12 protein-coding genes are annotated in these 15,993 nt (G+C 41.0%); 8 read left to right on the plus strand and 4 right to left on the minus strand.

What is annotated here, in order from left to right; translation table 11 throughout:
- Positions 1-14: 14 nt before the first annotated feature.
- Positions 15-842: an SDR family NAD(P)-dependent oxidoreductase gene (locus tag J2W55_RS14685; protein ID WP_310096912.1), complete on the minus strand. Its 828-nt coding sequence runs from the start codon at positions 840-842 to the stop codon at positions 15-17.
- Positions 843-888: 46 nt separating this feature from the next.
- Positions 889-2,046 carry a zinc-dependent alcohol dehydrogenase gene (locus J2W55_RS14690; RefSeq protein WP_310096914.1) on the minus strand — a complete coding sequence of 386 codons (1,158 nt, stop codon included), beginning with the start codon at positions 2,044-2,046 and terminating at the stop codon, positions 889-891.
- 226 nt (positions 2,047-2,272) lie between these two features.
- Between J2W55_RS14690 and J2W55_RS14695 the strand changes: the two genes are divergently transcribed.
- Positions 2,273-3,823 (plus strand): FAD-dependent oxidoreductase, encoded by a 1,551-nt coding sequence (locus tag J2W55_RS14695; RefSeq protein ID WP_310096917.1) that lies wholly within the window; start codon positions 2,273-2,275, stop codon positions 3,821-3,823.
- Between the two features lie 12 nt (positions 3,824-3,835).
- Complete coding sequence (locus tag J2W55_RS14700) at positions 3,836-3,958, plus strand: hypothetical protein (protein WP_310096920.1); 123 nt, start codon at positions 3,836-3,838, stop codon at positions 3,956-3,958.
- 302 nt (positions 3,959-4,260) lie between these two features.
- On the opposite strand, the gene J2W55_RS14705 is transcribed toward J2W55_RS14700, so the two are convergent.
- A complete protein-coding gene (locus tag J2W55_RS14705) occupies positions 4,261-5,238 on the minus strand; it encodes an SDR family oxidoreductase (RefSeq protein ID WP_310096922.1) in 978 nt (325 codons plus the stop codon).
- A gap of 130 nt (positions 5,239-5,368) precedes the next feature.
- Positions 5,369-7,309, minus strand: a complete 1,941-nt coding sequence (locus tag J2W55_RS14710) for a M1 family metallopeptidase (RefSeq protein ID WP_310096925.1) — start codon at positions 7,307-7,309, stop codon at positions 5,369-5,371.
- Between the two features lie 297 nt (positions 7,310-7,606).
- Here J2W55_RS14710 and J2W55_RS14715 point away from each other — a divergent pair, with 297 nt between their 5' ends.
- The 6 genes from J2W55_RS14715 (at position 7,607) to J2W55_RS14740 (ending at position 15,906) form a co-directional block, all read left to right on the plus strand.
- Positions 7,607-8,065: a DoxX family protein gene (locus J2W55_RS14715; RefSeq protein WP_310096928.1), complete on the plus strand. Its 459-nt coding sequence runs from the start codon at positions 7,607-7,609 to the stop codon at positions 8,063-8,065.
- 79 nt (positions 8,066-8,144) lie between these two features.
- Positions 8,145-8,315 carry a DUF3606 domain-containing protein gene (locus tag J2W55_RS14720; RefSeq protein ID WP_310096931.1) on the plus strand — a complete coding sequence of 57 codons (171 nt, stop codon included), beginning with the start codon at positions 8,145-8,147 and terminating at the stop codon, positions 8,313-8,315.
- Positions 8,316-8,502: 187 nt separating this feature from the next.
- Positions 8,503-8,712: a KTSC domain-containing protein gene (locus J2W55_RS14725; protein ID WP_310096934.1), complete on the plus strand. Its 210-nt coding sequence runs from the start codon at positions 8,503-8,505 to the stop codon at positions 8,710-8,712.
- Between the two features lie 366 nt (positions 8,713-9,078).
- Positions 9,079-11,058 carry an alpha-L-arabinofuranosidase family protein gene (locus J2W55_RS14730; protein ID WP_310096937.1) on the plus strand — a complete coding sequence of 660 codons (1,980 nt, stop codon included), beginning with the start codon at positions 9,079-9,081 and terminating at the stop codon, positions 11,056-11,058.
- Between the two features lie 578 nt (positions 11,059-11,636).
- Complete coding sequence (locus J2W55_RS14735) at positions 11,637-12,677, plus strand: methyltransferase (protein WP_310096940.1); 1,041 nt, start codon at positions 11,637-11,639, stop codon at positions 12,675-12,677.
- A 445-nt stretch (positions 12,678-13,122) separates the two neighbouring features.
- Entirely contained in the window at positions 13,123-15,906 is a 2,784-nt protein-coding gene (locus J2W55_RS14740; RefSeq protein ID WP_310096944.1) for a glycoside hydrolase family 2 TIM barrel-domain containing protein, read from the plus strand.
- Positions 15,907-15,993 lie beyond the last annotated feature (87 nt).

The following is a 15,993-nucleotide window of genomic DNA, read 5'->3' on the forward strand; positions in this document are numbered from 1 at the left end:
TTGATGATTACCTGTTATTTATCTTCGTCATTATTCCGTAATTCCTGCTCTACCGGTTTTTGCTGTTCATAAAGCATATGAGCAACACTGCTATCAGGAGTTACATTACTTATGTTTACCTGTACTTTATTTTTAAAGCCCGATATTATTTTATCATCTCCGGCCATTAATGCGTCGTAGCCATCTTTTGCCACCTCGGCCGGGTTGCTGAGGGCTTCTTTATCCTGTAATATTTTGCTGTTCTGCATACCTGCTTTATTAAAAAAGTCAGTATCTGTTGGCCCTGGCAGTAATGCTGTAACGGTAACTCCTGAATCTTTTAACTCCTCACGGATAGCTTCGCTGAATGAGAGCACAAAAGCTTTTGTTCCATGATATACCGATTGCCATGGGCCCGGCAGTTTACTGGCAATAGATGCGAGGTTTAAAATTTTGCCTTCTCCGCGGCCTGCCATTTCTTTTACAAAGTGTTTGGTTAAAATAACCAATGAGGATATGTTAAGGTTTATAATGCCTAATTCCCGTTCAATATCGGTATCTTTAAATTCACCGTAAACACCTTGTCCTGCGTCGTTTACTAATACGTCAATAATTATTCCTTTTGCCTTTATTTCATCGCAAAGAGCAAAAGCGTCGCCAGGGTTAAAAAGGTCTTTTGATATGGGAGTTATCGTTATGCTTCCATTTTTTATTTTTAACTCATTAGCTGTATCATTTAAATCATTTTGATTTCTTGCAACAATAACAAGATTATAATTATCCTGGGCAAATAACTTCGCCAGTTCCAGGCCTATACCACTGGTAGCGCCGGTGATCAGGGCGGTTTTTTGATTGTTTAGCATAATTAATAAATTTTGATGTTTTAAATTGGTTTATCCGGTAAGCGGATTATGGCTTCAATACAATTTTAACGCAATCGTCCTCTTTCTTCTGGAATATTTCATAACCATGCGATACTTCGCTTAAAGGCAGAACATGGCTTATGATGTCGTCCAACACCACCCTTTCTTCCTTAACCAGATTTATCAGGTGGTCAATGTAATTGATAACCGGTGCCTGCCCTTGTTTTATGGTTAGTCCTTTATCAAATATTTGATACAACGGAAAATTATCATAAGGTGAACCATATACTCCCACAATGCTGACGGTACCACCTCTTCGCACAGCTGAAAAAGCCATTTCCAAAACTTTAATACTGCCCTTTTCAAAATTAAAGGTTGCTTTTACTTTATCCATAAAGTTACGCTCGGGCTCAAAGCCTACAGCATCAACGCACACGTCGGCCCCGCGGCCGTTGGTCATTTCGCGTATGGTGTTGATTACATCAACTTCGTGCGGATTAAGCGTATCAACCTTATTAACCATCCGGGCCTTTTGCAAACGATAATTTAACGGGTCGATAGCTATAACGCGGCTCGCTCCGTTGATCCACGCAGCTTTTTGCGCCATCAATCCAACGGGGCCCGATCCGAAAATAGCAACAACTTCGCCACCCTTTAACTGTGCCCAATCAATAGCCGACCATCCCGTAGGGAAGATGTCAGTTAAGAACAGCACCTGTTCATCGGTCATTACATCAGGTACAATACGCGGGCTTATATCCGCGTAAGGTACCCTCACATATTCTGCTTGTCCGCCGGAATAACCACCATACAGATCAGTATAACCATACAGTGCACCACCTTTTTGATCCATTATTCCCCCTTCGGGGCCGTATTTTTTATAATTGGAATTTTCACAGTGAGGAGATGCCTCGTGCTGACAAAAAAAACAATGCCCGCAGGCTATTGGAAACGGTACTACTACACGATCGCCGGGTTTTAAGTTCCTTACCTCAGCGCCAACCTCTTCCACAATACCCATAAATTCATGACCCATAATCATATCCGTAGGTTGAGGTACCGCGCCGCTTAAAATGTGCAGATCAGAGCCGCAAATAGCTGTGGAGGTAACCTTTAAAATAACATCCCGCGGATCTTCAATACGGGGATCGGCTACAGTATCATAACTGATATCGCCTGGTTTGTGAAATACTGCTGCTTTCATAATTTATGGATTGATGTTTAGGAATAACATTGAGAATAAATTATAGTTTTATGAAAAATAATTAATCTAAATGACATTTATATTAATTGATCATTTTTTATTAAGGGTGGACCTTGTCATTACGAGGCCATTTATAACTTGAAAGTATTTCGAACTTTTGCTTGTGAATTATGTTGTTTAATTAAAATTTAAGTTAATTTTTTAGAAGTTATTAATTAGTGATAGCATGAGTGATATTTCATTACAAACAACTACGAACGCTGGCAGGGACAGTTTGACAAAAAGTTTATGGCAGGAAGACGCCTTAGCCGATGTAAAGGGCGGGCAACCATCTGCTGCATCAATTTATGACGTGTTGGTTATTGGAGCGGGTATTACCGGCGTCACAGCTGCCTTAATGCTTCAAAAGCAAGGGAAGACCGTTGTTGTTGCTGAAGCCCGCCACGTTGGGAATGGAACCACTGGTGGCACAAGCGCGCATTTAAATACTTTTTTTGATGCCACATACCCCGAAATTGAAAAGGATTTTGGTGAAGATGAAGCTAAATTAGTTGCAAGAGGCGGTAAGGAAGCTTTTGATATCATCGCCGGTTTTGTAAAGGAATATAATATTGACTGCGACCTGGAATATAAGGATGCCTATCTGTTTTCTGAAAATGATGATGAAAGCAAACAACTGGACGAAATTCTGGAATCATCAAAGAAGGCTGGTGTCGACGTGGTGTCTACAGTTAAAAATGGTGTGGTTATTCCGTTTCAAAAAGCTATTGTGTTTAAAAACCAGGGTCAGTTTCATCCGCTTAAATACATTAACTCGCTTGCAAAAGAATTTGTTAAGGCAGGAGGCATTCTATTGGAACAAACCTTCATTCGTGAAACTACGTTTGAGAATGATGTTCATACAGCCAAGGGCGATCAAATCCAGATCAAGGCCAGGAATATAATTTATGCAACACATATTCCACCCGGCGTTAATTTACTCGATTTTAAATGTGCGCCATATCGTAGTTATGTACTTGGGATACGGCTCGAAGATGAGAACTATCCTGAAAGTCTTGCCTATGATATGAAAGAGCCATATCATTATTTCAGAACACACAGAATAAACGGCAATGATTATTTATTGGTTGGGGGCGAAGATCATAAAACGGGTCACGATGATCCTGAAGCAGCATTCAGGAATTTAGAAGCGTATGTAGCTAAATATTATAACATCGCGTCGGTGCCATACAAATGGTCATCACAGTATTATATACCGGCAGATGGATTGCCGTATATAGGTCAGTTACCCGGTGGGGATAGCCGAATTTATATGGCCACAGGGTATAATGGGAATGGAATGATGTTTGGAACGCTCGCTGCTAAAACATTAACTGATATTATAATTGGCAAGGATACTGTTTATGCCGGTCTTTTTAGTCCGTCCCGGGTAAAGCCGATTGCGGGTTTTGTGGATTTCATCAAGGAAAACGCTGATGTTGCTTATCATTTTGTAGCTGATAGGATTTTTGCCCAGGACATTGCTTCACTAAATGAAATACCTGCAGATAGCGGCAAAATTGTTGAATATCATGATCAAAAGCTGGCCATCTATAAAGATGCAGCGGGGAAGGTACACGCCCTAAACCCGGTTTGTACCCACACAAAATGTATCGTCAATTTTAATGCAGCCGAAAAAAGCTGGGACTGCCCTTGCCACGGTGGCCGGTTTAATATAAATGGACAAGTACTTACAGGGCCGCCGCGCATGGATTTGCAAAAGGTTGAAATCAGCTAAAAACGGATTATTATGGAAAAGGATTTGCAAAACAGACAAATTGCCAGGTTTGCTTTAAATGCTACCTATGAAGACATTGGTAAAGAAAATGTTGATCAGCTGAAAAAGCATTTGTTAGATTCTATTGCTCGATGATATACGCGAGCGCAAAACCGGCAATTCATAAACTTATAAAACAACTGCAAACGATAGGCGAGGGCGGGCCTTGTAGAGTGCCATTGATTGGAGGGGTTGCCAAGAGGATTATTATGGCTTTTTTACCCGGCCGTTTAGTTGGGAGCATACTATACAAAAATTCCTCCGTCTTTCATCAGGCGTTATCGATCCCGATTTGCAAACGCGGCTGATCAACACAGTAAAAGATCTGGAAAACCTGGAGAGTATGACTGCCTTGATAGAACTGTCATCGTTAAAAGTTTCTGTGGCCTCCTGAATAATTATTTTTTGAAACTGGTAAGGTAAAGCCCTGCTGCAAAACTCAGTAACAACCCGGCTGCAATATATTTGCGATGAGCTTTGGGTTTACCCGGCAACCCAAATCCGCCGTTTGTGCTCATTCCGTACGGAACGGTATTAAAAAGGTTACCGTTGGTTGAAGCTATGGGATTGGCGGTTTTTAAATAGTAGCGGATCACGGAACCGGTTAGTTTGGTGGTTATTTCGGGAAATACGGCATGTGCCAGTTTTAATAAAATAGAAGTGCTGCCTACATAAGTATTTGATTTGGGGTTTAACGCAACCTGTACCATTGCCAGTGCCAGACGCCTGGGGTCATAAACCGGTGGTGCAGGCTTTAATTCCTTTTCTGTATAATTTGCGGCGTGGAGTATTCCCGGCGTATCCAAAAATGCCGGGAAAAGGTCACAGATATAAATATCCGGCCAACCGGTTAACTCTGCTTTTAGCGCTTCAGAAAATCCGCGTAATCCAAATTTACTGGCTGTATAACCGGTTCCATACGGCACAGGGAGATAACCACCAATAGATATATTGTTTATAAGAATGCCTTTCCGTTGTTTTTTAAAAATGGGCATAACTGCATGGGCGCCATTAATATAACCAAGTAAATTGGTTTCAATCACCTGGGTATGCACTTCTATTGGGGTTTTGTCAAAATCTCCCGCGGCAAGCACTCCCGCATTATTGATCCAGACATCAATTTGCCCCCGCCAATCATTTGCTGCATTAGCCAGATTGATCATAGCTTTTGCATCTGTCACGTCTGCAGCCACAACTAAAACATCTGAACCTATAATACCACATTCAGCTGCCAGCTCTTCCAACGCGGTCTCATTTCTTGCTGCCAAAACCAATGCGACATTGTGTCGCGCAAACTCTAATGCTGCGGCACGACCAGCGCCGCTTGAGGCTCCGGTGATGACGATTGTTTTCCCCGCCAATAATCTGTTACTCATACCTTATAAACTGATTTAACAGTATTGTGTTTGCATTCCTGGTCCTCATTTTAAATCAGCCGAGGGAAATTAGAGATGCAATGAGTAAAACGAGTTGGATTACCCTGCTATGTTGATATGGATTTGGTAGTTATTTTTTTAACTCATAAACATTATTTACCTTATTAATATCAGGGTAAACTTGTTTGGGGTCAATAACAACTTTGGAAATGGCGTCCTTTTTATTGGCAGCAAAAGTGTAAGAATGCGTATACTCCCATATCTCAACAGGAAAAGTGCGTTGTTCCTTTGAACCACTGGCATAAGTTATTTCAACAATGAGCGGCATTGCAGCTTTTTCCATATTTTCAATAGTTATAAGGGGCCTGTTCTTTGTAGAGTTATCAACTTTTGCAATGCTTTGATCGAGTTTGAAGTTTTCCAAAAACATTGATTTCCAAAACCAGGTCAGGTCTTCTCCTGCTGAACTGTTAATGCTCCTAAAAAAATCCCAGGGAGTGGGATGTTTGTACGCCCAGTCGCGGATATACCTTCTAAAAGCGTTGTCAAACCGGTCGGGGCCCAGGATATGGTTGCGTAATAGCGTTAACAGATAAGCTACTTTTTGATATTCAACGGTATATACCTGGTTGCCAGGCATAGCGTCCGGGCGGCTGAGAATAGGACGTAACGTGTCGGCAAAAAGATTAGTAACAGGCACATCAATTTCCGCATAACCAATAAACTCACCCTTATTAAATGCCCTGGTTGCTATGTTATCGATAAAAAGGTTAAAACCCTCGTCCATCCAGGCATATTTACGTTCATTGCTGCCAACAGTCATCGGAAACCAGGTATGGCCAAGTTCATGATTTACCACAGCCCAATACATATTTCCGGTATCTCTTGCAGAACAAAATACCATGCCAGGGTATTCCATACCATCAAGGTTGGATGCAACATTAACGGCTTTATTAAAAGGATAGGTAAACCATTTTTCGGAAAAATGTTGCAAAGTAAACTTAATATATTCCGAAGATCTCATCCAGCTGTTGCGCTTTTGCGATTCTACCGGATACAATGAGCAACCCATAACACGTTTGCCATTGTTCAGGTTAAAGCTCAAAGCCTCCCATATGAATGATTTTGAAGCCGTCCACGCAAAATCTCTTGTATTATCCATCTTAAACTTCCAGGTGCACATTGGGGCTACCGGCCTGGACGAAGCCTTTGTAACCTCTTTTGCCGACCTTATAAATACAGGTTCTGAACTTTCTTTTGCCGATTGCCATCGCTTAAGTTGAGCGGGAGTTAAAACTTCCTCCGGATTCAGCAAATCACCGGATGCTTCAACAATATAGGATGAAGGGAGCGTAATGTTTACGTTAAAATTGCCAAAGTCAAGATAAAACTCTCCATTTCCAAGATATGGCAGCGTATTCCAACCCTCTACATCATCTAACACACACATTCTGGGGTACCATTGTGCAACAGCGTAAATACCACCATTTTTAGAGGGCATTAAGTCTGTCCTGTTAACCTGGAAGTCGGCATTCTTATAGTTTACCGGAAAATGATAACGGTACTGTATGCTGAAAGTTAATTTTTGCCCGCTTTTCAATGGTTCTGACAACTTCAGCTCCATTCTTGTATCATACGTGTGATAAGTAATATCTGCGGCGTTGTTACCGGCAAGCTTTATTGACTCAATTTCAAATCCACCGTCTGCCACCTGTTTGTCAGGATCTTTGTAAAGAAACAATCCCGTAAGTATTCCTTTCGAATCTTTTCTATAAACATTTTGCTCCAGTTGCAACCATAAAGAAGAAAGCGCTTCAGGGCTGTTGTTTGTATAAGTTATAGTAGCGGTTCCTTTTATCAGATTTTGCTTATCATCCAGTGACACATCGATCACATAATCTGACTGGTTTTGCCAATATGCGGGTCCTGGCTCTCCGGTGGCTGTTCTGTATTCGTTACCCGGGGGTAAAAGCGGCAGAGCCGGAAACAATTCAGAAGGGTTGTACCTTGATTGGCCAAATGATAAATGACCTGTAAAAGCCATAATGAGAATAGCAAGGAATTTTATCAAGTTTTTAGGTAAAAGTACATACATGCTGTTCATGAGTTGAGGCTTTCAGTTAATGTTTATTAACAAATATAACAGATACGAGGTAGCATCCTAATAAGGCGACGCCAAAAGGAGAAAAATGTCACTTGAAAAGTTATTTATAGTGAAAAAGTTATCTAACACTGTTTTTTTGAGTGCAGATAAGGCCAGTTAGCCGGCATTACAATCATGAAAAATAGAGTTATAAAAAAATCGTTCTTTTTGTAAGGGTTAGCTGTGTATTGCGACTAACGGGCAACAAACCTGTTAAATAACTATATGAAAAATAATTATATGTACTGGTCACCTTTGTGTTTAAGGCTGATCGTCGGTTTTGGCTTTATGGCACATGGATGGGCTAAGATAAGCCGTGGAACTGCAGGCTTTGAAAAACTGCTTATACAAACAGGAGTACCGATGCCTCATCTGATGTCCATTGTGGCCCCTTATACAGAACTGATCGGCGGGTTTTTAATATTGATCGGTCTTTTTACACGCTGGGTATCCATTCCATTGATCATCAGTATGCTGGTGGCCATGCTCACAGTAAATATCCATTATGGATTCAGCTCCATTAAAACCATCGGCTTAACACCAGCCGGACCATTATTTGGCCCACCGGGTTATGAAATAAACCTGTTGTATATCGCTTGTTTATTATCGCTAATGATCACAGGTGCAGGTGCGCTTTCGGTTGATCTGTTAATGGTCAATACAAAGACGCGAGTTGAACTGTGATATATTCAACCCCTCTACAATTTTTAGGCGGTTAAAACCTGGAGCCAGAACAATTGTTATATGTTAAAAACAAAAACTTATGGCAACAAGAGGATCAAAAGTGGAAAAGAATTCAGTATCGAATCAACCGCATGAAATTAAATACGAAGCGCGCAAAACCGGAAGCAGTGCAGCCGAAGTTAGAGACGCCAAAAAATCAACCGGTAATCAGCGTAGTAAAATAGAAAAAGAGATAAAGAATAAAAAATAGCATTATTCCGTAGTACAACTAAATTATCCGCCCGGCTACAAGAATCAGCCAAAAGAACTGAGGAAAGCGGTGGAAACTTCAATGAATTATTGGAGGGCGGTGCAAACGAAGGCATCGCCATTGCCACCAGGCTAAAACGACCCGCCAAATTTAGCAAACAAGCGCAAGGGAGACAAACGCCTTAATTATGCCCTCGACTGTGATCAGCAATATGGATTATGACACGCAAACGGGTACGTTAAGGGTCACCTATGTTTCCGGTCAGACCTATTTGTATAAAAATGTGCCCGAAAAGGCATATAAAGAACTTAAAGCTTCGCGGGTAAAGGGCCGGTATCTTCAATTTTTTGTTAAAGACAAGTATGATTTTGAAAAACTTTCGGAAAAATCTTCGTGACATGCCGTTCAAATTTTGACGGCATGTATTTTTTAGCCGGGAGTTGTTGTTCAACAAAAAAGTCCCGTCATCTATCATATCAGGCCTTGCCGAAAACCATCACCGATTTATTTGATATTCTTCATATGTGTCTCCCAACCGATTATATTCATCAGCCTGGTTTATATTTCTGGTGGGTACAGCATGATCTAACAACATCTCTTATTTGATCAGAAATTTAAGTTATTAAAGGATGAAAATGGTCAGAGATAACCAATTTGAGAACCAAGGTGATATACGCCAAGAAAAAAATTAATTGTTATTTTAACAATTAATTTGACAGATATTGGTTGAATTAGTTAGCTTTAGCTACCAAATAAACTAAAGATGATCAAAAAAGCTTTTTTAACAATTTGTGCAGCCGGTGCACTTATACCGGCACATGGTCAAAATTCAAGCAATACCAAAACTTACACGATTGCCGCCAACCAGGTTAAGGCACACATTCAGCCTACCATGTACGGGATATTTTTTGAGGATATTAACATGGCTGCAGATGGCGGCGTATATGCTGAACTTATAAAGAACCGTTCGTTTGAATTTGCCATGCCGTTAGCTGCATGGAAAATACAGAAAAAGGACGGAGGAACAGGCGCCATTGAAGTAATTAACCGTAGCGCAGAACGACCTGAAAACCCACATTACATAAAGGTAAATGTAAAATCAGACGATGGTTATGGCCTGTCAAATGAAGGTTTCAGAGGCATGGGTGTTAAAGAGGGCGAGGAGTACAGTTTTTCTTTATTTGCCAAGCAGGAATCTGACAACAATGTAAAGTTATCTGTGGAGCTGCGCGGTACTGATGGTGCAATTATAGGTAAGGCCGAGTTGCTGCCAACCGATAAAGAGTGGAAAAGATACAGCGTAAAATTTAAATCTGCTGCCACTGTGCAAAAGGCACAGTTATATGTTTGGCTAAGTGGCAAAGGTATTATTGATATGGACATGATCTCGTTATTTCCGGAGCATACCTGGAAAAATCGCCCCGGTGGTTTACGCGCCGATCTGGTGCAAAAACTGGCGGACCTGAAGCCCGGCTTTTTACGCTTTCCGGGTGGCTGTATTGTAGAGGGACGTGAATTGAGTAACCGTTATCAATGGAAAAAAAGTATAGGTGATATTGATAAGCGCGAAAATATTATCAATCGCTGGAACACCGAATTTAAACACCGTCTAACGCCAGATTATTATCAAACATTTGGCTTGGGTTTCATGGAGTACTTTTTAACTGCCGAAGACATTGGCGCTTCGCCGCTGCCAATATTAAATTGCGGTATGGCTTGTCAGTTCAATACCGCCGAGATGGTGTCGGTAAATGACCTTGACCCATATATACAGGATGCGCTTGACCTGATTGAGTTTGCCAACGGCGATGCAAGTACAAAGTGGGGTAAATTACGTACCGACTTAGGGCACCCGGCGCCGTTTAACCTAAAAATGCTGGGGGTTGGCAATGAGCAATGGGGCGAACAATATATTGAACGCTGGAAAATTTTTACCAAGGCTATCAAGGATAAATATCCAAGTATTAAAATAGTATCGAGCGTTGGGCCGGATCCTGACGGCGAAAGGTTTGACCTGCTCAACACCACATTCCGCGGTTTAAATGCCGACATCCTGGATGAGCATTATTACCGCTCGCCCAAATGGTTTTTAGACAATGCCAGGCGTTATGATAATTACGATCGTAAAGGCCCTAAAATATTTGCAGGAGAATATGCCGCCCAAAGTGTTGCAACAGGAAGTCCGGACAATAAAAATAACTGGGATTGTGCTTTGGCCGAGGCCGCTTTTATTACCGGCCTTGAACGCAATGCCGATGTGGTTAACATGGCATCATACGCCCCTTTGTTCGCCCATGTTGAGGGCTGGCAGTGGACACCTGATTTGATCTGGTTTGACAACCTTAAGTCATACGGAACGCCAAACTATTACGTACAGCAACTATTCTCCGTTAACAAAGGAACAGATGTTGTGCCTCTAACACAAAATAATGACGCGGTTGCCGGGCAGGATGGCTGTTATGCTACCGCTTGCCTTGATAACAACACCCATGAGCTGATCATTAAGTTTGTAAACAGTACTACCAGCGCGCAAAATGTAAGCTTTAATATTACCGGTTCGGCAGGTTATCAAAAGCAGGCCACGATTACAACGTTACAAAGTGATAACGGGAATGCAGAAAACTCGCTTGAAAAGCCAAATGCGGTAAGCCCGGTACAGCGTACTATTACTGTTAATGGCCATACATTAAAAGTGAACATAGAACCACGCTCGTTTAAAGTGATCAGGTTAAAGAATAAATAAGCTTTGTTTAGCAATAACTCCTATATTCCCGGGTATTAATTACATACCCGGGAATTAAACATTCTGTCCATAAGCCGGTGGTGATGGAAAACAAAACCGCGGCTACTGAATTTGCAAATTGTAAATGACATATTTGCTCATATATGCCTAATTTAAGCTTCTCGAGCGTAAAAGTGGTATCCCATAATTTAACTTCCGCCTTTTCTATCGATCTATTAACAATGATGTCCGCAGAAGTATTGGTGACCTCCGCCTGTTTATTATTAAAATAGTTTGTTGAGTTCTCCTGTCAAATCGTAGCCGCCTCTCAATTCACCAGCCTGAAAGGACTTAGTTGTAAATTGGTATACGAGAGTTTCTAAAAGGAACCTGCCGGAACTCATTTGATTTCTTTTGAATAATATTTATATTTATTTAATTTACAAACAACCAGTCATTTAACCTTATATCCTAAAGCCAGTACAAGTTTTTACCGATCGTTCAATACGTTTCGATCTTGGCATCCGGTCGTATTGGGCAGATAATAGGCAAATAGGAATCTTTACAATTCACTAACTGAATCATACTAAGAAGAAAAAATGGAGCAGCAAACTAACCTGGCATCGCCTGAAAACATTATGAAAATTGGCACAGGCTTTTGGGCCTCAAAAATTCTTTTGACGGCAGTGAGTTTTCAATTATTCACCAGGTTTGCTGAAGAGAAAACTATGAAAGCCAAAGATGTTAAAAATATTTTAAGGCTTAATTGCACAGACAGGAATGTTTATGACTTTTTAGATACTTTAACCGTTTTTGGCTTTTTAAAGCGTGAAGGTATTTTGGATACAGCTATTTATTCAAATACCCTGGACACAGATACATTTTTAGATAAAAACAAGCCATCATATATTGGCGGTATCCTTGAAATGATGAACAATCGTTTATACGCATTTTGGGGCAATTTGGGCGAGGGGCTGCTTACCGGCCTTCCGCAAAATGAAGCGAAAAGGAGCGAGGACTTTTTCGGTTTGATATATAAGGACCCTGAAAAATTAAAGGAATTTACCAATGCAATGAGCGGTATCCAAATGGGTAATTTTATGACCTTTGCTCAAAAATTTGATTTTACAAAATATAAGAGCCTAATTGATGTAGGTGGTTCGGCCGGCTTGCTTTCACTTATGGTTGCAAAGCACAATCCCCATATGCACTGCACAAGTTTTGACCTGCCACCAGTTGAACCTATTGCGAGCGCTACCATACAGCAATTTGGGTTATCAGATCGTGTAAAAACTGCAAGCGGCGATTTCTTCACTATGTCAATCCCAAATGCAGATATTGTTGTAATGGGAAATATCCTGCATGATTGGGATGAAGAAAATAAAATATCATTAATGAGGAAAGCTTACGATGCTCTGCCCGCCAATGGGGCGTTTATAGCTATTGAGGGCATAATAGATGATGAAAGGAAGCAAAACGTTTTTGGTATGATGATGAGTTTGAATATGCTTATTGAAACCGGAACGGGATTTGATTACACATTTGCCGATTTTAATAGGTGGGCGAATATCGCAGGGTTCAAATCAACCTCACTGCTTCCGTTGGCAGGGCCATCAAGCGCAGCAATAGCATACAAATAAAACCGTGTTAGCATTGCAGTTTACGTTCCCGTCTTTGCCGGTTTGATAACTGGATTAATTTTTACTTCGGGTATATCCATATTTACAAGCCGGTTAACCACTAATAATCAGCAAAGTTTATTAAACAACAAGAGCCGCGAGTTTACAAAGGCGGCTCTTGTTGTTGTTTAATTTATTGGGGTAATTAGTTTACGTTGCCGAAGCATAACTTACATTGGTGGTATTTAAAAAATAGTGGCTAATGCAGCTGTTGCGTCAATTTTTATAAAGTTTTTTTAATAAATAATATCCTGTTTTGTTACAAGTGGTTATAACAATAGAAATATCTGCAATTGATGTATTTTCAATAAATTTTTATTAAAGTGATTGTAATGCTAATATTGCAGGTGACTTGTCATGTTAAAAGCTATATGATGGTAGCAAACAACCAGCTGTTTAAAATATAATGATGAAAAAATATAACAGGATTCAATTAACTGCAGTGCTGGTGCTTTGTTTGGTAATCCCTTTCACTGTGTTAAAAACCGTGGCGCAGGAAACACGGTATCAATATTTGTCGGGGACGGATAAAGATCACACTGTCGACTGGGATTTTTATATCAATACGGGCCAAAAAAGCGGTTCATGGAGTAAAATAGCCGTTCCGTCAAACTGGGAGCAACAGGGATTTGGTACTTATAATTACTATAAAGACACACAAAATCCTGAGGAACAAGGTAAATACAAATACCATTTTAAGACGGCTTCGTGGGCAAGAGGCAAAAATGTCTTTATAGTTTTTGAAGCCTCTATGACTGAGACAGAGGTTAAAATTAACGGACAACTTGCCGGGCCGATACATCAAGGTGGTTTTTATCGGTTTAAATACGATGTGACCAATCTGCTTAACTATAACGGCGATAACCTGCTGGAGGTAACAGTAAGTAAAAGATCTGCCAATGAGTCGGTTAACCAGGCAGAGCGTAAAGCTGATTTCTGGCTGTTTGGCGGTATCTTCCGTCCCGTTTACCTGGAGGTGGTTCCTGATACTTATATTGACAGGATTGCCATTAACGCCAAGGCAAACGGTGTATTAACGCTTGATGTATTCGCGAATAACGCGAATAACAATAACAAGATAACCGCACAGGTACAAAAACTTAACGGGCAGCCGGTTGGTTTGCCGTTTAGTGCTAAAGTGCAGGCAGGGCAGCAAAAGGTAACCCTGCAACAGCAGATAAACAATATCCTACCCTGGAACCCCGAGGCTCCAAATTTATACAACCTGGTGGTATCTATTGGTGATAATAAAGGGGTAAGCCATCGAATAAAACAACGATTTGGTTTTCGTACTGCAGAACTAAGACAGCACGATGGCTTTTATGTGAATGGGAAAAAAGTAATTTTTAAGGGCGTGTGCCGACACAGCGAATGGCCCGAATCGGGCCGTGCATTAAGCAAGGATATCAGCCTGCTTGATGTTAGGCTTATGAAAGCTATGAATATGAATGCCGTCAGGATGTCTCATTACCCTCCCGATCAGCATTTTCTGGATGTTTGTGATTCCCTTGGCCTTTTTGTGTTGGATGAATTAACGGGCTGGCAGGCTAAATATGATACTGAAGTTGGTAAAAAACTCGTGAAAGAGCTGGTGGTACGTGATGTAAATCATCCCAGTATCGTAATATGGGATAATGGCAATGAAGGCGGCTTTAACACTGATCTGGATACGGAATATGCGAAATATGATCCGCAGCAACGACTGGTTATCCATCCCTGGGAAAAATTTAACGGAACAGATACCAAACACTATCCAGATTATAATTATGTTGAAAATTCAGTGCTGTACGGCAAGGAAGTGTTTTTCCCCACAGAATTTATGCATGGTTTGCAGGATGGGGGGCACGGAGCGGGATTAGATGATTTCTGGAACCTGATGATGAAGCATCCACATACAGCTGGTGGCTTTTTATGGTCGTTCCATGACGAGGGTGTGGCGCGCACAGATAGAAACGGAAAAATAGATATACAGGGTAATGCTGCGCCCGACGGCATATTAGGTCCGCACCGTGAAAAAGAAGGAAGTTTTTATACTATCAAAGAAATATGGTCGCCGGTGGTGATTGAAAATAAATATATCCCCGAAAAATTTGATGGGCGGCTAACAATAGAGAACCGTTATACCTATACCAATTTAAGTGAATGCGCTTTTACCTGGAAATTGGTAACGTTGGCACGGCCGTATGAGACCGACTTGAAAGGCAGGATCAATGCATCAGGAAATGCAGGTCATATAAACCTGGAGCCGGGTGCCAGGGGCTTTTTGCAGCTGAATTTACCGGCGGACATACAAAAAAGTGATGTGTTATATGTAACAGCCGTTGATCAGTTCAATAAAGAGATTTTTACCTGGAGCTGGCCACTTAAGTTACCCATAAATAAATTCAAAAGCTCAACTAATAAGGCAGCATCCAAAACAGAATCTATTGAACAGAACGGGAGCCTGGTTGTAAAGATTGATGATTTAAGTTACTATTTTGATATTCAAACGGGTTATCTGCAAAAGGTGAATACCGCTAAAAGTGAAGTATCAATATCAAACGGACCTGTATTGGTAAACGCAAAGTACACACTTAAAAAGCTAAACCATTATTTTTCGGGTGATGATTATATTATTGAGCCGGCATACGAGGGAGAGCCCCAGTTTCATGTGAAATGGACATTGAGTCCCGGTAAACCGGCCAAATTAGATTATAGCTATAGCCCAAAAGGCGAGTTTGATTTTTCAGGCATTGAGTTCAACTATCCCGAGGAAAAAATAACCGGAATGAAATGGGAGGGCCGCGGTCCGTACCGGGTTTGGAAAAATAGGCTCAAAGGCCAGCAATTTGGTGTTTGGCACAAGGGCTACAATAACACCGTAACCGGGGAAAGCTGGAACTATCCCGAATTTAAGGGCTACCATTCCAATATTTACTGGGTCACTGTTGAAAATAAACAACATCCGTTCACAGTTTATAGCGAAGATGAGCAAATGTTTTTCCAGATGCTAAAGCCTGAGAAAGCGACGGGTTCAAGCAATGAGTATACGAGTCCGCCATTCCCTGAAGGGACATTAGGTTTTTTGAATAGCATAAGCGCTATTGGAACAAAATTTCAACCGGCAGATAAACTGGGGCCTCAAAGTCAGAAAAACGTACCGTTAAATTATTCGCCGATAAAAGAAACCTTATGGTTTGACTTTAGGTGATCACAATCGAAAAATAGTTTTAATATCATTACGACAGATCAGTAAATATTTGTCGTAATATATTGCATCGCGACAATTCTGTCGTAA

Source organism: Mucilaginibacter pocheonensis, assembly GCF_031456535.1.
In the GTDB taxonomy this organism is placed as follows: domain Bacteria; phylum Bacteroidota; class Bacteroidia; order Sphingobacteriales; family Sphingobacteriaceae; genus Mucilaginibacter; species Mucilaginibacter pocheonensis.

What these genes read in the sequence shown, in the direction of transcription:
- J2W55_RS14685 (WP_310096912.1), bottom strand. Translation starts at nt 842, where the DNA reads ATGCTAAACAATCAAAAAACCGCCCTGATCACCGGCGCTACCAGTGGT.
- J2W55_RS14690 (WP_310096914.1), bottom strand. Translation starts at nt 2,046, where the DNA reads ATGAAAGCAGCAGTATTTCACAAACCAGGCGATATCAGTTATGATACT.
- J2W55_RS14695 (WP_310096917.1), top strand. Translation starts at nt 2,273, where the DNA reads ATGAGTGATATTTCATTACAAACAACTACGAACGCTGGCAGGGACAGT.
- J2W55_RS14700 (WP_310096920.1), top strand. Translation starts at nt 3,836, where the DNA reads ATGGAAAAGGATTTGCAAAACAGACAAATTGCCAGGTTTGCTTTAAAT.
- J2W55_RS14705 (WP_310096922.1), bottom strand. Translation starts at nt 5,238, where the DNA reads ATGAGTAACAGATTATTGGCGGGGAAAACAATCGTCATCACCGGAGCC.
- J2W55_RS14715 (WP_310096928.1), top strand. Translation starts at nt 7,607, where the DNA reads ATGAAAAATAATTATATGTACTGGTCACCTTTGTGTTTAAGGCTGATC.
- J2W55_RS14720 (WP_310096931.1), top strand. Translation starts at nt 8,145, where the DNA reads ATGGCAACAAGAGGATCAAAAGTGGAAAAGAATTCAGTATCGAATCAA.
- J2W55_RS14725 (WP_310096934.1), top strand. Translation starts at nt 8,503, where the DNA reads ATGCCCTCGACTGTGATCAGCAATATGGATTATGACACGCAAACGGGT.
- J2W55_RS14730 (WP_310096937.1), top strand. Translation starts at nt 9,079, where the DNA reads ATGATCAAAAAAGCTTTTTTAACAATTTGTGCAGCCGGTGCACTTATA.
- J2W55_RS14735 (WP_310096940.1), top strand. Translation starts at nt 11,637, where the DNA reads ATGGAGCAGCAAACTAACCTGGCATCGCCTGAAAACATTATGAAAATT.
- J2W55_RS14740 (WP_310096944.1), top strand. Translation starts at nt 13,123, where the DNA reads ATGATGAAAAAATATAACAGGATTCAATTAACTGCAGTGCTGGTGCTT.